This is a genomic window from Gordonia sp. PS3 (assembly GCF_041950545.1).
Classification (GTDB): Bacteria; Actinomycetota; Actinomycetes; order Mycobacteriales; family Mycobacteriaceae; genus Gordonia; species Gordonia sihwensis.
Window position 1 is genome coordinate 1 of record NZ_CP169524.1, and the last position, 22,286, is coordinate 22,286.

Annotated in this window: 21 protein-coding genes; 11 read left to right on the plus strand and 10 right to left on the minus strand. The window is 66.3% G+C overall.

Going from position 1 to position 22,286, the window contains the following annotated elements; genetic code table 11:
- Complete coding sequence (gene dnaA / locus ACE11G_RS00005; protein ID WP_375003265.1) at window positions 1-1,620, minus strand: chromosomal replication initiator protein DnaA; 1,620 nt, start codon at window positions 1,618-1,620, stop codon at window positions 1-3.
- 309 nt (window positions 1,621-1,929) lie between these two features.
- On the opposite strand from dnaA, the gene rpmH reads away from it, so the two are divergent.
- The 9 genes from rpmH to ACE11G_RS00050 all read left to right on the plus strand — a co-directional run bounded on the left by rpmH (window position 1,930) and on the right by ACE11G_RS00050 (window position 8,918).
- Window positions 1,930-2,073: a 50S ribosomal protein L34 gene (gene rpmH / locus ACE11G_RS00010; protein WP_006896767.1), complete on the plus strand. Its 144-nt coding sequence runs from the start codon at window positions 1,930-1,932 to the stop codon at window positions 2,071-2,073.
- A gap of 25 nt (window positions 2,074-2,098) precedes the next feature.
- The gene (rnpA, locus tag ACE11G_RS00015; protein ID WP_062367451.1) at window positions 2,099-2,521 is read left to right on the plus strand and encodes a ribonuclease P protein component; all 423 of its coding nucleotides are present in this window, start codon (window positions 2,099-2,101) and stop codon (window positions 2,519-2,521) included.
- Window positions 2,518-2,835 carry a membrane protein insertion efficiency factor YidD gene (yidD, locus tag ACE11G_RS00020; protein ID WP_082781294.1) on the plus strand — a complete coding sequence of 106 codons (318 nt, stop codon included), beginning with the start codon at window positions 2,518-2,520 and terminating at the stop codon, window positions 2,833-2,835. The genes rnpA and yidD overlap by 4 nt, the downstream gene beginning before the upstream one ends.
- A gap of 3 nt (window positions 2,836-2,838) precedes the next feature.
- The gene (gene yidC / locus ACE11G_RS00025; protein ID WP_006896764.1) at window positions 2,839-4,014 is read left to right on the plus strand and encodes a membrane protein insertase YidC; all 1,176 of its coding nucleotides are present in this window, start codon (window positions 2,839-2,841) and stop codon (window positions 4,012-4,014) included.
- A gap of 45 nt (window positions 4,015-4,059) precedes the next feature.
- Window positions 4,060-4,614 (plus strand): R3H domain-containing nucleic acid-binding protein, encoded by a 555-nt coding sequence (locus ACE11G_RS00030; RefSeq protein ID WP_006896763.1) that lies wholly within the window; start codon window positions 4,060-4,062, stop codon window positions 4,612-4,614.
- Between the two features lie 628 nt (window positions 4,615-5,242).
- Complete coding sequence (rsmG, locus tag ACE11G_RS00035; protein WP_062367449.1) at window positions 5,243-5,947, plus strand: 16S rRNA (guanine(527)-N(7))-methyltransferase RsmG; 705 nt, start codon at window positions 5,243-5,245, stop codon at window positions 5,945-5,947.
- Between the two features lie 71 nt (window positions 5,948-6,018).
- Window positions 6,019-6,963 carry a ParA family protein gene (locus tag ACE11G_RS00040; RefSeq protein WP_081598115.1) on the plus strand — a complete coding sequence of 315 codons (945 nt, stop codon included), beginning with the start codon at window positions 6,019-6,021 and terminating at the stop codon, window positions 6,961-6,963.
- A complete protein-coding gene (locus ACE11G_RS00045) occupies window positions 6,960-8,045 on the plus strand; it encodes a ParB/RepB/Spo0J family partition protein (protein ID WP_006896760.1) in 1,086 nt (361 codons plus the stop codon). The genes ACE11G_RS00040 and ACE11G_RS00045 overlap by 4 nt, the downstream gene beginning before the upstream one ends.
- A 111-nt stretch (window positions 8,046-8,156) precedes the next feature.
- On the plus strand, window positions 8,157-8,918 hold the full coding sequence (locus ACE11G_RS00050; RefSeq protein ID WP_045537124.1) for a hypothetical protein: 762 nt from the start codon (window positions 8,157-8,159) through the stop codon (window positions 8,916-8,918).
- Here ACE11G_RS00050 and ACE11G_RS00055 read toward each other — a convergent pair.
- From ACE11G_RS00055 to sigM, 5 genes are all read right to left on the minus strand, one after another.
- Window positions 8,873-10,024, minus strand: coding sequence for an N-acetylmuramoyl-L-alanine amidase (locus ACE11G_RS00055; RefSeq protein ID WP_045537103.1), 1,152 nt, complete (start codon window positions 10,022-10,024; stop codon window positions 8,873-8,875). The genes ACE11G_RS00050 and ACE11G_RS00055 overlap by 46 nt on opposite strands.
- 163 nt (window positions 10,025-10,187) lie before the next feature.
- Window positions 10,188-10,523 carry a thioredoxin gene (gene trxA, locus ACE11G_RS00060; protein ID WP_006896757.1) on the minus strand — a complete coding sequence of 112 codons (336 nt, stop codon included), beginning with the start codon at window positions 10,521-10,523 and terminating at the stop codon, window positions 10,188-10,190.
- A gap of 48 nt (window positions 10,524-10,571) precedes the next feature.
- Window positions 10,572-11,516: a thioredoxin-disulfide reductase gene (gene trxB / locus ACE11G_RS00065; RefSeq protein ID WP_006896756.1), complete on the minus strand. Its 945-nt coding sequence runs from the start codon at window positions 11,514-11,516 to the stop codon at window positions 10,572-10,574.
- Window positions 11,517-11,670: 154 nt separating this feature from the next.
- Complete coding sequence (locus tag ACE11G_RS00070; protein WP_375003271.1) at window positions 11,671-11,946, minus strand: hypothetical protein; 276 nt, start codon at window positions 11,944-11,946, stop codon at window positions 11,671-11,673.
- A 105-nt stretch (window positions 11,947-12,051) separates the two neighbouring features.
- Complete coding sequence (sigM, locus tag ACE11G_RS00075) at window positions 12,052-12,615, minus strand: RNA polymerase sigma factor SigM (RefSeq protein WP_006896754.1); 564 nt, start codon at window positions 12,613-12,615, stop codon at window positions 12,052-12,054.
- Between the two features lie 179 nt (window positions 12,616-12,794).
- Here sigM and ACE11G_RS00080 point away from each other — a divergent pair, with 179 nt between their 5' ends.
- Entirely contained in the window at window positions 12,795-13,115 is a 321-nt protein-coding gene (locus ACE11G_RS00080; RefSeq protein ID WP_006896753.1) for a hypothetical protein, read from the plus strand.
- A gap of 21 nt (window positions 13,116-13,136) precedes the next feature.
- Here the strand turns inward: ACE11G_RS00080 and ACE11G_RS00085 are convergent, their stop codons facing one another.
- Complete coding sequence (locus ACE11G_RS00085) at window positions 13,137-13,826, minus strand: TetR/AcrR family transcriptional regulator (RefSeq protein WP_045537099.1); 690 nt, start codon at window positions 13,824-13,826, stop codon at window positions 13,137-13,139.
- A gap of 121 nt (window positions 13,827-13,947) precedes the next feature.
- Here ACE11G_RS00085 and ACE11G_RS00090 point away from each other — a divergent pair, with 121 nt between their 5' ends.
- Window positions 13,948-14,835, plus strand: a complete 888-nt coding sequence (locus tag ACE11G_RS00090) for a sterol desaturase family protein (RefSeq protein WP_375003273.1) — start codon at window positions 13,948-13,950, stop codon at window positions 14,833-14,835.
- A 4-nt stretch (window positions 14,836-14,839) separates the two neighbouring features.
- Here the strand turns inward: ACE11G_RS00090 and murJ are convergent, their stop codons facing one another.
- The 3 genes from murJ to ACE11G_RS00105 are packed head-to-tail and all read right to left on the minus strand — an operon-like array spanning window position 14,840 to window position 22,201.
- Window positions 14,840-18,490: a murein biosynthesis integral membrane protein MurJ gene (murJ, locus tag ACE11G_RS00095; protein WP_375003275.1), complete on the minus strand. Its 3,651-nt coding sequence runs from the start codon at window positions 18,488-18,490 to the stop codon at window positions 14,840-14,842.
- Window positions 18,487-21,117, minus strand: a complete 2,631-nt coding sequence (locus tag ACE11G_RS00100) for a DUF6049 family protein (RefSeq protein WP_174302290.1) — start codon at window positions 21,115-21,117, stop codon at window positions 18,487-18,489. Before ACE11G_RS00100 ends, murJ begins: the two co-directional genes overlap by 4 nt.
- On the minus strand, window positions 21,107-22,201 hold the full coding sequence (locus ACE11G_RS00105; RefSeq protein WP_346074745.1) for an NUDIX hydrolase: 1,095 nt from the start codon (window positions 22,199-22,201) through the stop codon (window positions 21,107-21,109). Before ACE11G_RS00105 ends, ACE11G_RS00100 begins: the two co-directional genes overlap by 11 nt.
- Window positions 22,202-22,286: the final 85 nt, after the last annotated feature.

Sequence of the window (22,286 nt, forward strand, 5' to 3'; positions counted from 1 at the left end):
TCAGCGGTTCGCGCGCTGCTTGATGCGCGCGGTCAACTCCTGCACTTGGTCGTAGATGTTGCGGTTCTCATGCATCTCCTTGCGGATCTTCTTGTCCGCATGCATCACCGTGGTGTGGTCGCGATCGAAGGTCTCACCGATCTTCGGCAACGACAGATCCGTCAGCTCACGGCACAGATACATCGAGATCTGCCGCGGCAGCGTCAGTGCACGGACCTTGCTCGGACCGCAGAGATCGTCGATCGAGAGATCGTAGAAGTCAGCGGTCACCGCCACAATGCTCGCGGCGCTCACGTCCATCGGACCCGAGTCCGGGATCAGCGCCTTGAGCACCACCTCTGCCAGGGTGATGTCGAGTTCTGTGTTGTTGAGCGAGGCGAACGCGGTCACTCGGATGAGGGCGCCCTCCAGCTCGCGGATGTTGCGCTCGATCTTCGACGCGATCAGTTCGAGGACGTCGTCGGGTGCCGCGAGCTTGTCCATCTGGGCCTTCTTGCGGAGGATCGCGATGCGCGTCTCCAGGTCCGGTGGCTGGACGTCGGTGATGAGGCCCCACTCGAACCGGGTGCGGAGCCGGTCCTCGAGTGTCGCGAGCTGCTTGGGCGGCCGGTCGGAGGAGACGACGATCTGCTTGTTCGCATTGTGCAGCGTGTTGAACGTATGGAAGAACTCCTCCTGGATGCCCTCCTTGCCCTCCAGGAACTGGATGTCGTCGATCAGCAGCATGTCGATGTCGCGGTACCTGCGCTTGAAGGCGACGCGGCGGTCGTCTCGCAGAGAGTTGATGAAGTCGTTGGTGAACTCCTCGGTCGACACGTACTTCACGCGCATGCCGGGGAAGAGTCGTTGCGAGTAGTGGCCCGCGGCGTGCAGCAGGTGGGTCTTGCCCAGGCCGGACTCGCCCCAGATGAACATCGGGTTGTAGGCGCGCGCCGGATTCTCGGCCACGGCCACGGCCGAGGCGTGTGCGAATCGATTCGACGCGCCGATGACGAAGGTGTCGAAGGTGTACTTCGGATGCAGTGAGGTGGTGCCGTTGTCTGGTGCGCTCGTCTCTCGCTGCTCGAAGTAGTTCGACCACTCGCGCGGTTCCACCGGACGCGACGGCGGCGCCGACTGCGGGTAGTTCAGCGCCGCGAGCTGCTCGTCGGACGGGATCGCGGGACTCGCGGGATAGGTCGGTGTCGGGATCGCCGGGCCGGCGGCGTTCGCGGCGTCGTACGGGGAGCTCGGAACGAATGGTTCCGGTGTGACGTTTGTTGCACCTGTGGCGCCTGAGTGTGGATGAGTATCCCCAGCCGCTTCCGCACCATCCACGGGCTGGGGAGAGATCTCCTCCGGCTCGGCGACGCGGACCGCGATGTCGACGCTCTGGCCGAGGTGTCGACTGAGTGTGAGGCGCACCGCGTCGCGCAGATTCCGTTCGATCTGCTCCTGCACGAGCGTGTTGGGGACGGCCAGCAGTGCGAATCCTTCGATCATCGTCAGCGGCTGGACCAGCGACAACCAGGCTCGTTGCTGTCGGGTGAGCGGCTCCACCTCGGCCGGACCGGTGTTGGCCGACAGATCAGCGACGACTGCGTTCCAGATGTCGGAGAATGACTCCCGGTCGCCGGTCACTGGCTCCCCCTCGTTTGGTCGAATCGGATCGTTTCAGACCTAGAGGGTGCCACGAACGCGGGTCTCGGCGCGAGTTGTCCACAAAGTTGTCCACACCTGTGGATTGTTCTGTGAACAAATCCCACAGGTGTAATTCGGGTCTGGAGATATCTGCAGGTAACCCGTCGTTTGATTTGGTTTCCGGGGGCCAGTACCCTCGAAAGGTCGCCTGTACATGGACTGCGGTAACGCGCGCTCATCACGAGCTCGGCCCCGGCCGATCCATGAGGGGCCGAAGACCGCCTGCAGTTCCAACACGAGGAGTTTCCAGTGGCCAAGGGGAAGCGCACCTTCCAGCCGAACAACCGTCGTCGCGCTCGCGTGCACGGCTTCCGTCTGCGTATGCGGACTCGCGCCGGTCGCGCCATCGTGAACGCACGTCGTTCCAAGGGCCGCGCCAAGCTGACCGCCTGAGTCGCGAATCCGGCCCGGGCAATCGGTGTCGGCCGACTCGGCGCGGATTTCTAGGAAGTCCGATTTCACCCGCACACTCTCCAAGGGTGTGCGGGTTTCGGCACGTGATCTGACAGTTCACGTGGCGCCGGTCGCACCGGCGTGGCCGGACGGGAGTCGATTGCGCCCGGACGTGGCCCTGCACGGTGGGCCGTGGCTCGGCCTGATCATCTCGAAGAAGGTCGGTAACGCCGTGATCCGTCACAGGACCGCACGACGCCTTCGTCGTGCCTTCGCCGAGAGTGCGCCTTCGGTGCTCCCGCCGGAGACCTTCGTGGTACTGCGAGCGCACCCCGGAATCGTGGATCGTTCGAGTTCCGAACTGGCCGAGACGCTGCGCGGCGCGTTCGCCCACCGCAAGGTGGCCGCTGCCTGTGCGCGTGCGGACCGGGGAACGGTCGTCCCATGAGTCTCGGACAGCGGCTCTATCGTCTCCCGCGGGCGAGCTTGATCTTCGTCATCGAGCTCTACCGGACGTGGATCTCGCCGACTCGAATGCCCACCTGTCGGTTCGAACCCACCTGCAGCGGCTACGCCGTCGAAGCGCTCGACAAACACGGATTCGTGTGGGGCTCGGTACTCGCGACGTGGCGCCTGCTGAAGTGCGGCCCGTGGCACAAGCCCGGTTACGACCCGGTCCCCGAACGAGGACCCGTGGAGTGGCTGCGCAGCAAGACTTCAAACAGTGGTGCCACCGCACCAACTTCAGATAGGGGTAAGTGAGCCGTGCTCAACTTCATCTACTACCCGGTGTCCTGGATCATGTGGGTCTGGCACTGGCTGTTCGACAGCATCATGCCGAACTCCCCCGGCTGGGACGGAATAGCGTGGGCCCTGTCGGTGGTGTTCCTGGTCTTCACCCTCCGCGCGATTCTGTACAAGCCGTTCGTCAAGCAGATCCGCACGACGAAGCAGATGCAGGAAATCAACCCGCAGATGCAGGCGATTCGCAAGAAGTACGCCAACGACCGGGTCAAGATGACCGAGGAGATGCAGAAGCTCCAAAAGGAGCACGGCTTCAATCCCCTCCTCGGGTGTCTGCCGATGTTCATGCAGATCCCGGTCTTCATCGGTCTGTTCCACGTGTTGCGTTCGTTCAACCGGATGGGTGCGGGCACCTCGATGCCGATCGGCGGTTCGGCCAGCGGCGGCATGACTGCCGAGCAGACCCGCAATACCGCCAACTACGTCTTCAGTGCCGACCAGGTGCAGAACTTCCTGGATGCGCGACTGTTCGGTGTTCCGCTCTCGTCGTACATCACCGAACCGGTCGACCAGTTCAAGGCGTTCGTCGATCCTGGCCAGCCCATCGACTTCTCGCGCTGGCAGATCGCCGCCGTGGTGATCCCGCTGATGATCGTGGCCTCGATCGCCACGCATATGAACTCGCGGGCCTCGGTCGCGCGGCAGAGTGCTGAGGCGATGGACAATCCTCAGACACGGATCATGAACAAGCTCGCACTGTACGTCTTCCCGCTGGGCATTCTGGTCACTGGTCCGTTCTTCCCGGTCGCCATCCTCCTGTACTGGGTCAGCAACAACCTCTGGACCTACGGCCAGCAGCACATCGTCTTCGGACGCATCGCACGTGAAGAAGAAGAGGCGAAGGCCGCGAAGGAAGAGCGGCTCAGGGCCGCAGCACCGAAGCCCGGCGCCCGACCCGACAAGACGAAGAGGGCACCGACCACGGTTGCGGTCGTCGACGGTGAAGTGGACGACGCGTCAGATGAGACGAAGTCCGCCGGCGGCAAGAAGTCGAGTCCAGCCAAGCGCCAGGGCACGACCAAGCCGGCGGCCAACAAGCCGTCTCCCGGGCAGAAGCCGAGTCAAGCGAAGCCGGGCGGAGCCAGGAAATCCGGCAGCAAGCGCAATAAGAAGAAGGGTCGGCCCGGCGGCCGTTGACGGCGCCGCGACTCATTCAGACGTTTCCATTAAGTGAGGTAGAAGATGACGGACCAGACTGTGTCGAGTGACGACACTGAACAGGTCGATCCTGTGGAGCCCATCGAGCAGGACGCTGATCTCGACGAGATCGATGAAGAGGATCAGTTGGTCGAGGAGGGCGAGATCGCCGGCGACTATCTCGAGCAGTTGCTCGACATTCTCGACTTCGACGGCGACATCGATCTCGACGTCGACGGTGACCGAGCGATCGTCAGCATCGACGGCGGCAAGGACCTGACCAAGCTCGTCGGTCGCAACGGCGAGGTGCTCGACGCACTCCAAGAGCTGACGCGACTGGCTGTGCAGCAGTCGACCGGTGACCGCAGCCGCTTGATGCTCGACATCAGCCGCTGGCGTGCTGATCGCCGCGACCGTCTCGCTCGCATCGGCAACGAGGTCGCCGAGCGTGTGCGGGATTCGGGCGAGAGTGAGTCGCTCGACCCGATGACTCCCTTCGAGCGGAAGATCGTGCACGACGCCGTCGCCGCGGTTGACGGAGTTTACAGCGAGAGTGAGGGGGCGGAGCCGAACCGCCGTGTGGTCGTCATCAAGGAATGACGACTCCCCTGATCCGGGGTTAGCCCCGGTTGGATATCCGCAGACGATCCCCGCAACGCTCTGACAACAGGGTGTCGCGGGGATCGTCTTTTCGACACAGTGACTTTATGGGTCCAGGGTCTAAGGCCTTGTCTGAAACTCTCCCATTCGGTTGTTTTGACTTACGTCAGTGTGATTCTCCGGGTCGGCGTCATCAGATGCTCTGAGCGCGTTTCACGTGAAACCCGCGCCCGCGTCCGACTGTCCAGCTCGATCAGCGCTGTTCGCGGCTGGCCCTGTGTTTCACGTGGAACAAGACCAGGGGCTGAAGCTCCGGTCGACGGGTGGCGTCAGGTTGTGGGTTAGATCGGCAACCTGTGGAAATCGGTTCCCGACGTCGGGTGGCGGGTCGGTGCGGACTAAACTGAATGAGGCTGTCCGGCTACGGTGCGAAGTCTGTCCTCAGATGTGTGCTTGCCCTGAGCGTGTCCGCTCCCCTAGCAGGGTGGCCGGTAGTTGTCTCGATCGTGGATCTGCTGCGTGCTTCAGGATCGCGGCTCGCGAGCGGAGCGGGTTTCACGTGAAACCACTCAACCGATCGGGCACCACAACGGCCGTGTTCCACGTGGAACATCGAAGGGATGAATAGATGTCAGAGGATGACCCGACGCCGGCGGCTGCCGAATCGACGCCGGAGATCGCTGCGGCCATATTCGGCGAACGACTGCCGCCGGCCGAGAAGTACGCGCAGATTCTGTCTGAGGAGGGCGTGGTCCGCGGACTCATCGGTCCCCGTGAACTGCCGCAACTCTGGACCAGGCACCTGCTCAACTGTGCCGTTGTCTCCGAGGAGATTCCGGATGGTGCGAGCGTCATCGACATCGGGTCCGGCGCGGGCTTGCCCGGTATCCCCCTCGCGATCGCTCGTCCGGACTTGGCGGTCACTCTCATCGAGCCGTTGCTTCGCCGGACCACCTTTCTTGAGGAAGTGGTCTCCGGGCTTCCACTCGACAACGTGACGGTGGTACGCGGTCGCGCCGAAGAGAAGGCGGTGCTGAAGGCCGTGGAGCCGGCGGATGTAGTCACGTCGCGGGCTGTCGCGCCGCTGGAACGGCTGGCGAAATGGTCCGCTCCCCTGATCCGAGGAGGCGGCAGATTGGTCGCATTGAAGGGGCAGTCTGCGCCTGACGAGATCGCTCGCGATTGGGAGAAGGTGATGAGGTCCGGGATCCGGGATCTGGCAGTGGCTCAATGCGGGACGATGCTGGAGACGCCGACCACGTTGATAGTCGGGCGGCGGAATGAGACAGCACGTGATGCGCGGGCGGCCCGTCGGGCTGCCCGCCGGAACTGATGGAGGCTCAAGAATTGGTGTCATTTCGCCGGAGGGCGCACAATGGAAGCACTGACCGAAGGAGTTCCGGGGTGCCCAACCACGAGCCCAGCGTTTCACGTGAAACGCCACCAGTACCGCCAGTGCAGAGCTACGACGACACCCCGATAGCGACCGCAGCAGCCCGCGCGAGCCAGGTTTTGACCCCCGGCGGCACCGGCAGGCTCCCCCGACCGCCACAGCCGCGGGTGATGACTATCGCGAACCAGAAGGGTGGAGTCGGAAAGACGACATCCGCCGTGAACCTTGCGGCCGGCCTCGCGCTGCACGGCCTCGGGGTCCTGGTCATCGATCTCGATCCGCAGGGTAATGCGAGTACGGCCCTGGGCATCGACCATCGCAAGCCGGGAATCGCGTCTGTATACGAGATGCTTCTCGACGACGTGCCGCTGCGGGAAGCGATCCAGAAGTCGCCGGCGAACGATCGGTTGTACTGCGTGCCGTCAACTCTCGATCTCGCCGGCGCCGAGATCGAGTTGGTTTCCGTCGTAGCGCGCGAGAGTCGCCTGCGAAATGCCCTCGATCCGGCCGTGCTGGCCGAGCTCGAGATCGACTACGTGCTGATCGACTGCCCTCCGTCGCTCGGGCTGTTGACGGTCAACGCGATGGTCGCGGCCCGTGAAGTCCTCATTCCGATCCAGTGCGAGTATTACGCGCTCGAGGGCGTGGGCCAGCTGCTGCGGAATATCGAACTCGTCCAGGCACATCTGAACAAGGAACTGCATGTGTCGACCATTCTGTTGACCATGTATGACGGCCGCACCAAGCTCGCGGATCAGGTGGCTGCGGAGGTTCGGAATCACTTCGGCGACAAGGTGCTGTCGACGATCATTCCCCGCAGTGTGAAGGTCTCCGAAGCTCCGGGCTTCGGTATGACGATCATCGAGTACGACCCGGGTTCACGTGGATCCATGAGTTATCTCGACGCCGCCCGTGAGCTGGCGGAGCGAGGCGCTGCTGTAGGAGGAACGGTATGAGTCAGCGAGACACTCAACGTCGCGGAGGTCTGGGACGAGGTCTGGCAGCACTGATTCCTACGGGGCCGAGCGATGACGATCACGGTGTGAATACCACGAAGATGGGTTCCGCCGCCGCGGACGTCGTCATCGGTGGCGGATCACCGAAGGTCGGTGCTGCGGTGGCGGAGAAGCCATCGTCGGATCTCCTCGCGCCGACCGGTCCCGCGCCCTCAGCGTCACAGGCCTCTTCCGCGAGCGGTGGAGCAGACGAGATCGGCGCCGTCTACCGTGAGATCGCACCGAGCGATATCGAGCCGAACCCGAAGCAGCCGCGCACAGTCTTCGACGAGGAGGCGCTCTCCGAACTCGAGCACTCGATTCGGGAGTTCGGTCTCATGCAACCGATCGTGGTGCGGGAGCTCCCCTCCCCCGGCGCGAATGGCGCGCGCTATCAGCTCATCATGGGCGAACGACGGTGGCGCGCCGGCAGCAATGTGGGCCTGGAGACCATCCCGGCCATCGTTCGGGAGACCCCGGATGGCGATCTGCTCCGAGACGCTCTGCTGGAGAACATTCACCGAGCACAGCTGAACCCACTCGAAGAGGCCGCCGCCTATCAGCAGTTGCTCGAAGAGTTCGACGTGACACACGAAGAGCTCGCCACTCGGCTCGGTCGATCACGCCCGGTGATCACCAACATGATCCGGCTGCTGCGGCTCCCGATTCCGGTCCAGCGCAGGGTTGCGGCCGGTGTCCTCTCCGCCGGGCATGCTCGCGCACTCCTCGCTCTGGAAGCGGGTGCCGACGCACAGGAGGCACTGGCGGCGCGGATCGTCGCGGAGGGACTGTCGGTCCGAGCCACAGAGGAAGCGGTCACTCTCGCGAATCGGGACGGCGTCGACGACAAGCCCGCCGCGAAGAAGCGGAAGCCGATGGAGATGCCGGGACTGCAGGATGTGGCGAACCGGCTGTCCGATCGTCTCGATACCAAGGTGACGGTGAGCCTGGGTAAGCGGAAGGGACGCGTGTCGATCGAATTCGGATCGGTCGACGATCTGGAGCGGATCGTCAACGTGATCGCCGAACAGACCGAAAAGTAGTCCCGCAAAGGGGTATACGAGAATACGCGGCTGTTTCGTCACTGTGACGGCGTCCCTGGGTGACGCGAAACCTTGACGATCTTCCGCCGCGAGAAGGAGGAGACCGCAGCGATGGGTCTGTCTGTGGTGCCACTGGAGCTCGAAGACTTCGAGACTCTGCCGCTGCATTCCCGTCGTTGCGTCTTCTGGGAGGTCGATCGGACCGGTGGGTCGCCCGCGATCGACACGGTGATCACCGGAGGTGATAGGCGCACCGACTCCGCCGGACCCGAGAGTGAGTTCGACAAAGAGGCGTGGCTGTCGGGACTGCTGCTGGAGTGGGGTGTGTGCTGTCAGGTCGCTGTGGAACCCACGACCGGACGAGTCGTCGGTGCCGCCTTCTACTCCCCGCCGGGACGGGTGCCCCGCGCGCAGCACTTCCCCACCGCCCCGGTCGGTGCGGATGCCGTTCTACTCACTACGATTCGCATGGAACCGGGCTTCGAGAGCGAGTCGACGGCGCTGCTCGACGCCGTCGTGGCCGACCTCGTCCGGCGCGGAGTGCGCGCGGTGGAGGCGTTCGGTTTCAGCGGCGACGACGAGTCCCTCGCGATGGATCTGGTGACGTTGCTTCTCGGCAGCGGCCTGGCCGCTGACGTGTGCCGCCGGTGCATTCTGCCGACCCGACTGCTGACGGACTTCGGGTTCGAGGTGGTCGCCGACGACCCGTACCTGCCGCGTCTGAGGCTCGAACTCGACGAGGGCCTGGGTTGGAAGAGCCAGGTGGAGCGTGCGCTCCGGAAACTGGTGGAGACCCCGCCGGCGGAAATGCTGGCGGACCCGATCAGTCAGCCGGTGACCTGTTCTGCCGCAAGGAGTTCGGCGAACGTGTAAGTTCCGGTCGGCCGGTCGTTCTCACCGAGCAGGTACAGTCGCTTGACTGCGACCAGGACGGCTTCGGCGATGGTGTCGCGGATGGCGGGGTCGCTCAGCTGCGCTGCGTCGTGAGGATTGGTGATGTAGCCGGCTTCGATCACGATGACCGGCATCCGCGTGGAGCGCAGGATGTTCCAGGTCCGCGGATGGCTGCGGCAGTCGAGGAAGCCGGTGCGTGCCACGATCTCCCGCTGGATGTACCCGGCGAGATTGCGCCCGATCGTGGAGTAGGAACCGTGCGTGTTGCCGAAGTAGAACGTCGCGAGCCCGCTGGCCTTCTCGTTCGGGTAGTGGCCGGTTCGCAACGAGATCATCAGGTCGACATCGGCGAGATTGGCCACCCGCACACGGTCGTCGTCGGTCGGAGTCGTCTTCGCGTCATGCGACAGGAATGTCTCCATACCCGCGGCGGACATGCGGCCCTCGAGACGGGCCGCCAGATCCCAGAGCAGGGTGTTCTCGTTCCCGATGGGGCTCTCGTCGCCGGGATCGATCAGAATGCGCTTGCCGGTGAGCTGCGGACCGGACTTGCGAACGTGCTCCTCCTCGCGGATCGCGTGCGGCGATCCGCCGGTGACGCGGGTGCCGAGACGTTCCAGTGATCGCAGCGTCGCGGGACCGCAGATGCCGTCGGACGAGAGACCGTACTCGGTCTGGTACAGGCAGACGGCGTGGTGCGTCACCTCGCTGAAGATTCCATCCACCAGTCCGTGGTAGTAGCCGAGATTCTGCAGGCGCGACTGGAGCGTGGCGACGTCGTCGCCCGTCATCGGCGCGGAGAGCCGGTAGAGCAGAATGCGGGCGCCCAGACGGTACGAGGCTTCGCGCAGGGCGGTGTAGGTGGCGTATCCGACGATCCCGTCGACGATCAGTCCGCGTTCCTGCTGGAAGGCGCGCACCGCACGGTCGCAGTCCTTGTCGAAGACCGCCTCGGGCGGCGACCAGGGGCCCTGCGTGGTGGACGGCGGGGTGGGTGCAGCGTCGGGCAGTAATCCACGGGTGGCCAGAATGGCCCTGATCTCGGCTACCGCAGAACCGTGGTCCCCCAGACGCAACACCTGCATACGTACTTCCCACTCTCTCGATACCGCCGACCCGGACCGAGGCATTGCTGATCCGAGACTCGCACCATTCTCTCAGCCAGCGCCGGGCGCGACAAATGATCGCGCCGTTCTGTGACGATCGGCCCACGGCCCGGGTGCGGGCGTGGGCCGATCGTCAGCGATGTCAGGCGAGGACGTCGGACAGTTCGCGAAGCAGAGCCGCCTTGGGCTTGGCGCCCATGATGGTCTTGACCGGCTTACCGCCGGAGAAGAGCATGAGCGTGGGAATGCTCATGATCTGGTACTCGCGGGCGACGTTCGGGTTCTGGTCGACGTCGACCTTCGCGACGGTCAGCTTGTCGCTGTTGTCGCGGGCGATCTCCTCGAGCACCGGAGCCACCATTTTGCAGGGGCCGCACCAGGTGGCCCAGAAGTCGACGAGGACGGGCTTGGACCCGGAGGCCTCGATCACGTCGCCGGCGAAGGTCGCGTCGGTGACTGCAACGGTGTTCTCAGACATTCTTCCTCCTGAATGGTCGTCGGCTCGGATGGCCGGCGTGAGGTTCGGTCAGGCGTGGGCCTGGTCGGCGAGCCATCGTTCGGCGTCGATAGCGGCCGAACAGCCGCTGCCGGCGGCGGTGATCGCCTGTCGGTAGGTGTGGTCGACGAGATCGCCGCAAGCGAAGACGCCGGGAAGGTTGGTGTACGTGGTGCGGCCGACGACCTTGACGTAACCGTCGTCGTCGAGCTGGACCTGTCCCTTGACGAGATCGCTTCGCGGATCGTGACCGATCGCGACGAACATTCCCGTCGCGTCGAGCGTCCGGACCTCTCCGGTCTCGGTGTCGGTGAGCTCCAGTTCGGTGACGGTGTTCTCGCCCTTGACCGCCGAGACGGTCGCATTGGTGATGAATCGGATCTTCTCGTTCTCGCGAGCGCGTTCGAGCATGATCTTCGAGGCGCGGAACTCGTCGCGGCGGTGGATCAGCGTGACCGACTTCGCGAACTTGGTCAGGAAGGTCGCTTCCTCCATCGCTGAGTCGCCGCCACCGACCACCGCGATGTCCTGGTCCCGGAAGAAGAAGCCGTCGCAGGTGGCGCATGCGGAGACACCGCGGCCGAGCAGTTCCTGCTCGCCCGGGACGTTCAGATAACGTGCCGCCGCCCCCATCGCGAGGATGACGCTGCGAGCCCGGTGGACTTCGCCTGCGACCTCGACCTCTTTGATCTCGCCCTCGAGCCGCAGGGCGTCGACCTCCTCCATGCGCAGGTCGGCTCCGAAGCGGAGCGCCTGCTCGCGCATCTCGTCCATCAGTTCGGGACCCTGGATCCCCTTCTGGAAGCCGGGGAAGTTCTCGACCTCGGTCGTCGTCATGAGGGCGCCGCCGAAGGAGATGCCCTCGAAGACCAACGGCGACAGTTCGGCCCGGGCAGCGTAGATCGCCGCCGTGTAGCCGGCAGGCCCCGACCCGACGATGATCACGTCATGGATCTGGTTCTGGTTGTCGCTCATCAATCCTCCGTTGTCGCGTAGTCCGCTCGGTGCGGCCTGCATCGTGCGATGACGCCGGGCAGACGCATCAGTCAACACCAGAGTATGGCGCGATGTTCCCGCGTGTGCGTTCCGGTGCGGCGCACCTCACCGAGGAGCCGTTCGGCGCGACGGTTCAGCCACCGATGAGTCGGTCGATCACCGAATCGAGACGGGCCGCGATCGCATCGGGCATCGGCGCCGCCGACTGCCCGTGTTCTCGCAGCTCGGTCTGCACGCGATCGAGCGCGGCGAGCACTTGAGCGGCGTGCGGATCGGCGGCGAGCCGACTCCGGACGTGTGCGGCGACCTCGGGCTCGAGTGCGTCCGCGTGCAGATCCGCCAGCAGCTCCGTCGAGTACGGCGGCTCAGGCGCGGGGCGGCCCGCCCGGTGCTTCGCTGAAGGAACCATGATCTTTGAGAATCGCCTATCGTCCGTCGTCGCCATCCACACTACTTAGACGCACGTGCCGACGAATCGGTTCCGGCGATGATCTCCGGTGAGTCGGTCGGAGCCCTAACAGTCATCGTCCAGATACTCGAGAACCATCGCGAGCTTGGCCCGGCCGCGGGAGCAGCGGCTCTTGACCGTCCCGCAGGCCACCGACAGGATCGCCGCGGCGTCACGGATCGAGTATCCGTGATAGTCGACGAGAATGACGGCGTCCCGCTGGTCGGGCGGCAGTACGTCGAGAGCTCGGCCGATCGACAGTCCGACGTCGATCCCGACCGTGTAGTCGCGTTCGTCGGCGAGCAGTGCCGACTCGAACTCGATGAGGGGCATGGTCTCGTGACAGCGGATGCGGCGCAGGCGGTCGAGGCAGGAGTTCACGACGATCTTGTGCAACCAGCTCGACACCGAGGCGTCGGCTCGGTAGGAGGTGGCCGTGCGGTAGATGGAGATCCACGCGTCCTGCATCGCGTCCGCGGCGTCGTCCTCATTGCCTGTGGTGCGTAAGGCGATGGCCCAGAGATGATTCCGGTGCCGTTCGTACAGTTCGCGGAACGCTCCGGCGTCGCCCCCGATGTGTGCGCGAAGCAAGTGCGCATCGGTCTTCTGATCGATGATCCCCCGAGTCATGCGACGACACTAAGCGCGAAACAGTGCCGGATTCGAGCTTTTCCTCACTTTGTGGATGGTTGTTGGCGAACCTGTGGACGAATCGCGCGGTGAAGCCGACTTATGCACATCAGAGTGTGTTCTCGAGGCTCTGTCCGCCTCGGTGCCGTTGTCGCCGCAGCTCTTACTAGGCTGGTCTCATGAGCGACGACAAGCCCTTGGCCGCTTGGCGGGCCGCCCGATCGATGGGCCGGATGGCCGTTCCCGGTGAGCTGGCGCTGACCAAGACGCACGTCGTCTTCGAGCCGAAGTCGAAGCGAGCCGCCGGCGCGCGGTTCTCGGTCGCGCTGAAGTTCGTGGCAGCCGTCGGGTCGGCGCCGGGAACCGGCAGACTGCTCTCCGGCGGCAAGGCCGATCGTCTGTGTCTCACCCTCGGTGATGGTTCGGAGTGGTTGTTCGTGATCGCGGAACTGGACGACGCGTGCACACGGATCCGTGAGCGTCTCACAGCGAACCGCTGACCGTCGCCCGATGCGACAGGCTCAGCCGAAGATCTTGTCGTAGGTGGCGACGAACATCTCGGTGACCACCTCGTGGACCGAGTCCACCTGGAACAGATCGGGGCCTGCCTGCTCGTTGATCGGGTCGGTCAGTGCCATCTGCCAGTCGACGAGCAACTGCGTGATGGCGCCGACGAGGCCGATGGCCGCGAGCTTCTGCTTCGGAGTGGTCGGCCGTCCGTTGCTCGCGAATCCGGCGATCAGATCGGCCCAGTCGTGAATGGCGCCGAGCCGCAACTTCTCGATCTCGGGTGCCACGCCGACCACCTCGATGAGGATGACCCGCGCCCGCCGCGGATCTTCCACGAGACTGTTGATGAAGCCGCCCAATGCCTCCTCGGCGAGGATCGGGATGACAGCCGCCGGAACCGGTCCGTCGGCCACGCCGGCACGATCGATGACCTCGGTGGCCGCGGCGATCGTCGCGCTGCGAGCGATGTCGACGCAATGCTGGTACACCGCTGCAAGAAGATTCACTCGGTCGGGAAACGACTCGTAGAAGTACCGCTGCGTCAGACCGGCTTCGTCGCAGATCTTCTTGACCGAGACGTTGACGTATCCCTCGGTGCCGAACAACTCCACACCCGCTTCGACGAGCGCGGATCGTCGTTGTTTCTGTCGCTCCGCGGCGGACACACCCCCGTATGTTCGCCCACCACTGTTTTTGTTCATCGAATCAGATTCTACCGCCGAGGCGATTCGGGCCAGGGGTTGGCACCGCATATCTGACACGGTACTGTGTCAAATAATTCGGACGAGAACAATCCGTCCGTGCGTTCTGGAGGGGTGGAGATTGCTGGACTTCCTGCCCGAACCGATGCGGGAGCCGACGGTGCTCGCGATCCCGTTCTTCGCGGTTCTGCTGCTGTTGGAGACCTACGCCGCGGCGAAGTTGGAGCGGGAGGACGGCGACGGCCGGCCGCCCAAGGGCGCCTATGAGCGCAGGGACGCGCGGACGTCGATCCTGATGGGACTCGTCTCGATCGGGACGTCGGCCTTCTGGAAGTTCGTCGCTCTGTTCGGGTACAGCGCGCTGTTCGCGTACGTCGCGCCGTGGCATCTGCCGGTCGACGCCTGGTACACCTGGGTGATCGGCTTCGTCGCCCTCGACTTCCTCTTCTACTGGGAGCACCGGATCGCCCACCGGGTACGCCTGGTCTGGGCCACTCACCAAGCCCACCACTCCAGCGAGTACTTCAATTTCGCGACGGCGCTCCGGCAGAAGTGGAACAACAGCATGGGCATCATCATGTGGGCGCCCCTCCCCCTGCTCGGCGTCCCGCCCGCGGTGGTCTTCGCCGTGTACTCGCTGAACCTCGTCTATCAGTTCTGGATCCACACCGAGCGAATCGACAAGATGTGGAAACCCTTCGAGTTCGTGATGAACACGCCCTCGCACCACCGAGTGCATCACGGCAGCGATCCGGAATACCTCGACCGCAATTACGGCGGCACCTTCATCGTCTGGGACCGGCTCTTCGGCTCGTTCCAGCCCGAACTCGACCGGCCGCACTACGGGCTCACCAAGCCCGTCGAGACCTACAACATCTGGACCCTGCAGACGCACGAGTACGTGAACATCGCCCGCGACGTACGCGAGGCCCCATCTCTGCGCGCCAAGCTCGGCTACGTCTTCGGTCCGCCCGGGTGGGCGCCGGCTCCGGAGAAGGTCTCGTCGTGAGCCGTCAGGAGACGCTGACCTTCGAGATCACGGCCTGGTAGTCGCCGCTCGGCCCCACGGGCAGAGTGGTGAGCCAGACGATGAAGTACGGCGCCGACGCCGGCTCGTCGACCTTGATCGTCGTGGACTTGGAGTCCACGGTTCCGCCGCCGACCTGCGTGGTCTGATCGAGGCTGGTCGGAGACCTCTGGTCCGACGTCCGCAGCTCCACTTGGAAGCCGGGAGTGGTGGTCGTGATCGTCACCGATCGCACGGTGTTGTCGCCGCCGGTGGCGAAGAGCAGCCCCATCCCCGACTTGAGACCGCCGAACTGCGGACTGCCACGGTAGGCGTCGGTCCGCCAGGCCGGCGGGGTGCCGGTGAGCACGTTCTGGATGTTCGGTGCGGAGTCGGGCGGTTCGCCGGACACGTCCAGGAGCGTCACCGACTTGAGGCTCACCGCCGGAGCCGCGGGAGTGCGAGCGGGTGCCGACGTCGCCGATGCGCTCTCACTCGGCAGGATCGAGTCGATATCGGACTCGGTGTTGCCCGAGCCGCCGAAGACGTTGGTCATCGCGACCACCACGGCGACGATCAGGAAGAGCACGAACAGACCGGCGCCCGCCAGCAGCGCGGTGTTGCGGCGACCCGCCTCACCCTCGCCCAGCAGGCGTTCCTTGCGCGTCCTCGACAGCGGCGCGACGGAGACCGGAGCCTCCCGGGACTCGACGCGCGGGATCATGTCGGTCTTGAGATCGACCACGGTCGCCTGGTCCAGGACGTGCTGGACGGTGGCCGCGGTGCGGATGCCCCGGTCGCCCTCGAGAGCGCGCGAGGCGACGGCCGAGATCTCGAACGGGATCTCGGGCTTCACCGCGCGCGGTGCGATCGGACGCGACGGATGCTCGGGATCGGGCTCGGCGGGCGGAATCCCGCCGACCGGCGCGGAACCCGCTGTCGCGACCGCACCGGTGGCGGCGTCGAGCGGCCAGCGGTTGAGCAGCAGTGCGTACAGGACCGCTCCGAGACCGCGGACGTCGCCGGTCCGGTCGTCACCGGGGATGACCGCCGGGAAGGCGAGGACCGCATCACCGTCGGTGCTGACGCGGATCCGGTCCGGATGGTCGATCGACAGGGTCGCACCGGTGCGGTGCGCTGCTTCGGCGCCCGCTGCCAGAGCCCGGACCGCGCGCGCGGCACCCATCGCCGACGGCGACGTGGCCGCGACCTCCTTGAGCGAGGAGCCGTGAATCCATTCGGTGACGATCACGCCGCCGGAGGCGCTGCGGACCACGTCGAGCACCCGGGCCACGCCGGCCGAGTGGAGCTGGCCGAGCCGACGGGTGCGATTCAGAATCGCGCGGGGACCGGTGTCGTCGTCGCGGTCGCCCGGCCGGATCGGCGGCGCCTTCTGTTCGGGGTCGACGAACGTGAGGCCGACTTCGCGGTCGAGTCCGGTGTCCTTGGCGCGCCAGAACTCCAGGCCGCGGGTTCCGCCCTCCTTCTCGAGGAGGCGGTAGCGCCCACCGGCGATGGCGGCGCCCGGAACCAGGCGAGGTCCGCGCGGCGGTCCCATGATGCGGGTGGCCTCACTGGACGGACCAGTCGGCGAACCGGCGGCCGGGCCGGTCGGACGGCCGCCCTTGTTGCCGTTCTGGCCCATCGGCGGAACTCCTCGTTGACGTGGTGGCCCGTAGGGCCGAGGTCGAGGACCGGGACCTCCCACAACCGGGAGGACCATGGTCTCGCCCACCGCCCCGCCGGACAACACCGAATACTCCTGCCACGTCGCGGTGCCTCGATCGAACCGGCGACGGACGTCTACTTGACCAGCGTACGGGACCGAATCGTCCGAGGTGATCCGCGGGATCTGGATGGTCATCGTCCGCGAGTCGGAGTCGTCGGCCGACGGTGTGGGTGCAGGGGCGAGTGCCGGAATGAACCGTCCGAGGAGACGCTGCACCGTGTTGCTGATGGTGACCATCTCGGGGATCTTCAGTGCGGTCAGCAGCAGGTAGGTGACGCCCAGGACGATGATCGCGGTGAATCCGAGATAGACCACCGAGCCGATCTTGCCCGCCTGCGTCGACATCTCGTCGAGTCCGGTGAGATCGGCGACGAGCCACACCGCGAGTGCGACGGCGAGCGAGACCCCGATCGCCTGATATGTCGTCCGAGTGACGTCGGAGAGCCGGGTGATGCCGAGGCGCTTGTGCAGCAGCATCTGACCGACGATCGCGCCCACCAGATAGCCCAGACCGTTGGAGAGCGAGAGCCACCGGACGATGAGCTCGGGATCGTCGAAGATCACCGGACCGAGATACGACGACGCGACCTTGACGGCCGTGATCCCGACGACCATGAGGGTCGGGGTCCAGGCGTCCTCGCGCGCATAGAACACACGCAGCTGCACGAGCGTCATCGCGTACGGAATCAACGTGAACGCGCCCCACGACAGCACCGACCCCAGCTGGGACGCGGTATCGGCGTCGAACTTGCCGAAATTGAAGATCGCGATGCCGATGGCCGGGCCGAAGAAGGTCATGAAGGCCACCGTCGGTACCAGCGCGATCATCGTCAGTCGTGTCGCGAGGGACATGTCGTCGATGACGGCGTCGGTGTCGTCGGCGGCCGCGTTGCGCGAGAGGCGCGGCATGATCGCGGTCAGGATGGTGACGCCGAGGACGCCGTAGGGCAGCTGGAGCAGTTGCCAGTGGGTCGCGTACACCGAGATTCCCGACGCGGTGGCGTGGGCGGCGATCCGGTAGGTGATCACGAGCCCGACCTGCAGTACCAGGACGTACGCGACGATCGCGACGGCCATGCCCCCGAACTGCCGCAGCCGGGCGTCGATACCCCACTCGAGCTTCAGGTGGACGCCGACCTTGCGGAGGAAGGGCATCAGGATCGCGGCCTGCATCACCACGCCGAGCGTGGTGCCGATGCCGAGGACGAGCAGTTTCGGCTCCGACATCCGGACCGGGTTCAGCGTCATCTCGCCCGGCATCGCCCAGTACAGCACCAGCGTGGTGATCTGAACGATGTTGTTCAGGACCGGCGCCCACGCACCGGGTTTGAACAGGCCCTTCATGTTCAGAATCGCGATGAACAGCGCCGACAGTCCGTAGAAGAGGATCTCGGGCAGCAGCAGATACGCGAGTGCGGTGGTCAGTGGCCGGTTCACCTGGCCGTCGCCGACGTTCAACAGGGTCAGCAGGGGCGCCGCGACGATCGCGATGAGACTGGCGACGCCGAGCAGCACCAGCGTCAGGGTGAAGATGCGGTTGATGAAGCCTGCGCCGCCGTCGGCGTCCTCGTTCTCGGCGCGCACCAGCACCGGGATGACGATGGCGGTCAGCACCGCGCCGAGGACCACTTCGGCGATCATGCTCGGGAGCACGTAGGCGGCCTGGAAGGCAGACGCGACCGCGCCGCCGAGCATCGCCAGGACCAGGACGGTCCTGATGAATCCGGTGATCCGGCTGATCAGGGTCGCGATGGCGATGGAGCCGCCGGTGCGCATGATGCCGACGTCGGAGTCGTCGGGCTTCACCGCCGGAGCGTCCGCTCCGCCGCCGTTCGCCGCCCCGGGGCTCACCGCCGCCGGCTCAGCCCTGGCGGCGCCCGGCCCGGCGTCGCGCGGATCTCCGGTGCGCTGGTTCGGACGATTGCTCATTCACGCTCCCCGCTGTCCCTCGGCCCACTGTCCCACGGCCCAGAGTCCCCCGCCGCGCGTTCTCCGGGCAACTCGCCGTCGAGTTGCCCCTCCGCGGCCCGTTCCGCCTCAAGTCTGTCCTGATAGCTCAGCGTCGCCTGTTCCAGGTCCTCCTCGTCCGGCTCCGGCCGGTCCTCGTCGGCGGGGTCGGGCTCGCCGCGGAACCGATGCCACAACCGGCGTGCGGTCAGCAGGATCAAGATGACGGCCGCACCGACGGTGATCCAGAACAGCGGCTTGCCGTACGCGTTCGCGTAGATCGAGAGTTCGATGGGCGTGCTCAGCGGCACGTCGCTGGAGGTGACCAGCGAGATGTGCACCGTCGCCGGTTCCGAGCTCGACGCGTGGGTGGGGATCTGGAGTTGCCGGGTTCCGGCGGCCGGGATCTCGACGGTGCCGACGTCGCCCACCTCCAGGGCGCTGGGTGCGTCGATGTCCAGCCGTACCCGGATCGGAAGCGCCAGATCGTTCCGGACCACCAGGAGCAGCGGGCTCCGCTCGGAGGCCAGGGTGTATCGGCCGCTGGGATCGAGCAGGGAGACCGCTTGCTGCATGTTGCCGAGAGTGATGCCCACCGCGGTCAGCCGATCGGTGCGCTGGCCGCGCGCCACCGCGTTATCGGTGGTCGACGCGCTCGACACCGCGCGCAGCAGGTCGTCGCGCAAGGGCGCCAGGTATTCGGCCGGCGTGGTGACGGTCTCGGCGTTTCCGACCAGGGCGGCCTGCATGTGGTCGATACGGTCCAGCCGCTGACGCACCGTCTCGGCGTCGCTCTGCGTGATCGGGTATCCCGCCGCCGCGTCGGGCGAGATGTCGCCGGGCACGTCGAGTTCGGCGGGGGTGGCAGCGGCAGGCAGCTCGTCCACCACGGTCGCGAGCGGCACCGGGCGGGCGGTGCCCGAAGACAGCATGAGCTCGGCGGTGTCGTGCAGTGCCTGTGCGTCCTGCACGGTCGGTGACCAATAGGTCGGCGGCATGATGAACGCCGACCGCCCGGTGGTCGGGAGCCTGGTCGAATCCGCTTCGGCCGACGCGGTGGGCGCCGGAGCGTCGAGCATCGGGAAGGCCAGGGCGGCGGCGGCCGCCTGCCTGCGGCTCACCGCCGACTCGCCCGAGAGGTTCGGCTGCTGCCAGTTGGGAACGATCGCAGGCACCACCGGCGTGAGCCCGGCGCCTCCGATGGCCGCGCTGATCGCGATGTCGTAGCTCTGCAGATGCGTCGCCTGGCTCCGGTAACGGCCGGACGCCGATCCCGAGGTGGGTGCGCGGTCGGCGCCGAGAGGAGTCAGCGACGTGGCTGCGATGGCCGCCGAGGTGACGCCGAGTTCGGACAGCAGATCGCGGCCGGCGTCGGTGAGCGTTCCGGTGGCGGGAATGGTGAGACCGCGCACGGTCTTGACGCCGAGGATCGCATCGACGGTGTCGTACGGATTCAGCACGGCGCGCCGCGCGAGCCCGGCGTCGTTGACGGTGCGGAGGGAGTCGAGGCCGGCCTGTGCGAAAGGCAGTGCGGTGACGCACATTCGGCTCGCGACCTGCGTGAGGCCGCGCAGCCACGACTTGGCCGCCGAGGCGCCCTGCCCGTCGTGGGTGCGGGCCTCGGGGTCTGCCGGATCGTCGGTGACGACGTAGCCGTCGGCCATTCTCGTGACTGTGAGCAGCAGGTCGGGGTCGACGGCGAGACAGGTCGAGTCGCGCACCGGGTCGTCGGGACTCGCCGCCGGTTCGGTGGTTCCGGGGCCGACGGTCGGCGGAGTGTCGGAGGACGCGGTGCCCGCGAGTTGCTCCAGCGCTTGCAACGACATCCCGAGGCGGCCGTCGGGCTGCAGGGAATGGCCCAGGGCGTCGCTCGTGAGCCGCAGCTCCGCGGTGCCGCCGCCGAGGATGCCCGCGGCTTCCTGCGGTGCGGCCGCGAGCGGCCAGATCATCGTGAACGGTGCGGGGCGGGAGGTGTTCGGCGCGATCGATCCGTCCCGGCCGAGCAGTGGAGCGCCGGGCGCACCGGTGGCCGGGTCGACGTAGTTCTGCGCGCGGGTGCGGCTGGCGGGCAGCGACAGCACCGGGAGCAGCGTGCGCGAATCCGCGATCGACACGGTGCCCGCGTCGCGCGGAGTGCCGATCACGTCGACCATCAGCGGATACACCCCGGCCTCGGTGAGATCGAGACCGGTGGGGCCGTTCACGGGGACCGAGATGGTGAAATCGGCCGACTCGCCGGTTCCCAGGGTGCCGGTGACGTGCCGCGAGGTGCTGCTCACCGAGTAGTCGGCCGAGGGTGAGGTCAGTGAGCTGCGCAGCTGGAAGGACTCGGTGAGCGCGTGACCGCGCTGCAGCCGCACGCTGACGTCGCTGATCGGTTTGCCCGCGGTGTTGACCACGCGACCGCGGACAGTCACACGATCGCCGGTGGAACTGGTGACGGTGGTCGGAGTGACCTCGGTCAGTCCGAGTGTGGCGTACGACGAGGTGGAAGCCGAATCAGCGTGCGCCACAGGCACTGCGCCGACGGTCAGGGCCAGCAGGACGGCGACCGCCGACAGCACGAACAGAAGTGACGAACGCCGCGACGGGATTCGGTCAGCTGTCACCGGATGCGGTGCGACGCGGGCGCCGCCGGCGTCGACGAGGTTTCGGCGCCGGCGGCGGCTCGTTGCGTCGCTGGTTGCGTGCGGCTGCGGCTTTCTCATAGTCGTTCGGCTCGGTGCGGAGGCAGCTGGCTTCTGACTGCGCCAACCGGTGTGGGTCGCTCTGCAGATCAGCGATCACCGATTCGGCCATCCGCGCCAGACGTCGCTCGTCAGAGTACGTCAGTCGACGGGGCAGCTCGCTCAACGGGACCCACGCCACGGCGCTGACCTCGTAGTCGGCGTCCGACAGCTCGCCGCCGGTGAATCGCAGGAGGTAGTGATGCACCGTCTTGTGGATGCGGCGACCCTCGCTGACGAACCAGTAGTCGATCTTGCCGAGCGGCGCGACGATGGTGCCTTCGATGCCGGTCTCCTCGGCGACCTCCCGGATCGCGGTCTGCTCAGCCGTCTCGCCGGTCTCGATATGCCCCTTCGGAAGCGACCACATCATGCGCCCGCGCCTGTCGATGCGGCCGATCAGCGCGGCCGACAGCTCTCCGAACGGAGCGTCGATGTCGGAGAGCACCAGGCCGCCGGCCGACGTCTCGCGGACCGTGTGCAGCCGCGGTCCGCCCTCGGCCTCGGGCTTGCGTGCGGTACGGCGCTTGGTGCGAGGCATGGCCGCGGGACTGTTGGACCCGCTGCGGCGCGCCCGGCTGGCGAGATCGGACGGCTTGGTCCGCCCGTCGTCGGCGCTCTGCTGCGACCCTGCCTTCGAAGTGAGGTTCTTCGGCGCCGCGTTCTTGGCGCCGCCGTTGCCCTTCGACCCCGCGTTTCGCGGTCCCGGTTTCGGTTTCGCCGATTCGCCGGACCCCCCTTCGGCCGCAGAGTCCGTGCTCTGCTGCTGCCCGCCTCCGCGTCCGGAACGCCTGCCGCGCCGGCGTCGGCCGCGCCGATTGTGCCGGGAACGTCCGGCCTGGGTGCTTCCGCCCGCGGCCTGCGCCGCATTATCCTGAGAGCCGGAGCCGTTCGGCCCGGAGGCACCCTCGGACACCGGAGCGTCGGAATCGACGTCCGGGCGCTGCAGCGAGGGTTCAGCGGACACACCCCGATGCTAGCCGCTTGTAACCGGGTGTTAGCCGAACAGGTTGAGCGGGTCGGCAGTCGGTAGTCTGTCATCCCATGACCGA

Excerpts from the sequence above, each read along its gene's own strand:
- yidD (WP_082781294.1), top strand. The coding sequence starts at position 2,518 with ATGAGTCTCGGACAGCGGCTCTATCGTCTCCCGCGGGCGAGCTTGATC.
- ACE11G_RS00030 (WP_006896763.1), top strand. The coding sequence starts at position 4,060 with ATGACGGACCAGACTGTGTCGAGTGACGACACTGAACAGGTCGATCCT.
- rsmG (WP_062367449.1), top strand. The coding sequence starts at position 5,243 with ATGTCAGAGGATGACCCGACGCCGGCGGCTGCCGAATCGACGCCGGAG.
- ACE11G_RS00045 (WP_006896760.1), top strand. The coding sequence starts at position 6,960 with ATGAGTCAGCGAGACACTCAACGTCGCGGAGGTCTGGGACGAGGTCTG.
- ACE11G_RS00050 (WP_045537124.1), top strand. The coding sequence starts at position 8,157 with ATGGGTCTGTCTGTGGTGCCACTGGAGCTCGAAGACTTCGAGACTCTG.
- ACE11G_RS00055 (WP_045537103.1), bottom strand. The coding sequence starts at position 10,024 with ATGCAGGTGTTGCGTCTGGGGGACCACGGTTCTGCGGTAGCCGAGATC.
- trxA (WP_006896757.1), bottom strand. The coding sequence starts at position 10,523 with ATGTCTGAGAACACCGTTGCAGTCACCGACGCGACCTTCGCCGGCGAC.
- trxB (WP_006896756.1), bottom strand. The coding sequence starts at position 11,516 with ATGAGCGACAACCAGAACCAGATCCATGACGTGATCATCGTCGGGTCG.
- ACE11G_RS00070 (WP_375003271.1), bottom strand. The coding sequence starts at position 11,946 with ATGGTTCCTTCAGCGAAGCACCGGGCGGGCCGCCCCGCGCCTGAGCCG.
- sigM (WP_006896754.1), bottom strand. The coding sequence starts at position 12,615 with ATGACTCGGGGGATCATCGATCAGAAGACCGATGCGCACTTGCTTCGC.
- ACE11G_RS00080 (WP_006896753.1), top strand. The coding sequence starts at position 12,795 with ATGAGCGACGACAAGCCCTTGGCCGCTTGGCGGGCCGCCCGATCGATG.
- ACE11G_RS00085 (WP_045537099.1), bottom strand. The coding sequence starts at position 13,826 with ATGAACAAAAACAGTGGTGGGCGAACATACGGGGGTGTGTCCGCCGCG.
- murJ (WP_375003275.1), bottom strand. The coding sequence starts at position 18,490 with ATGAGCAATCGTCCGAACCAGCGCACCGGAGATCCGCGCGACGCCGGG.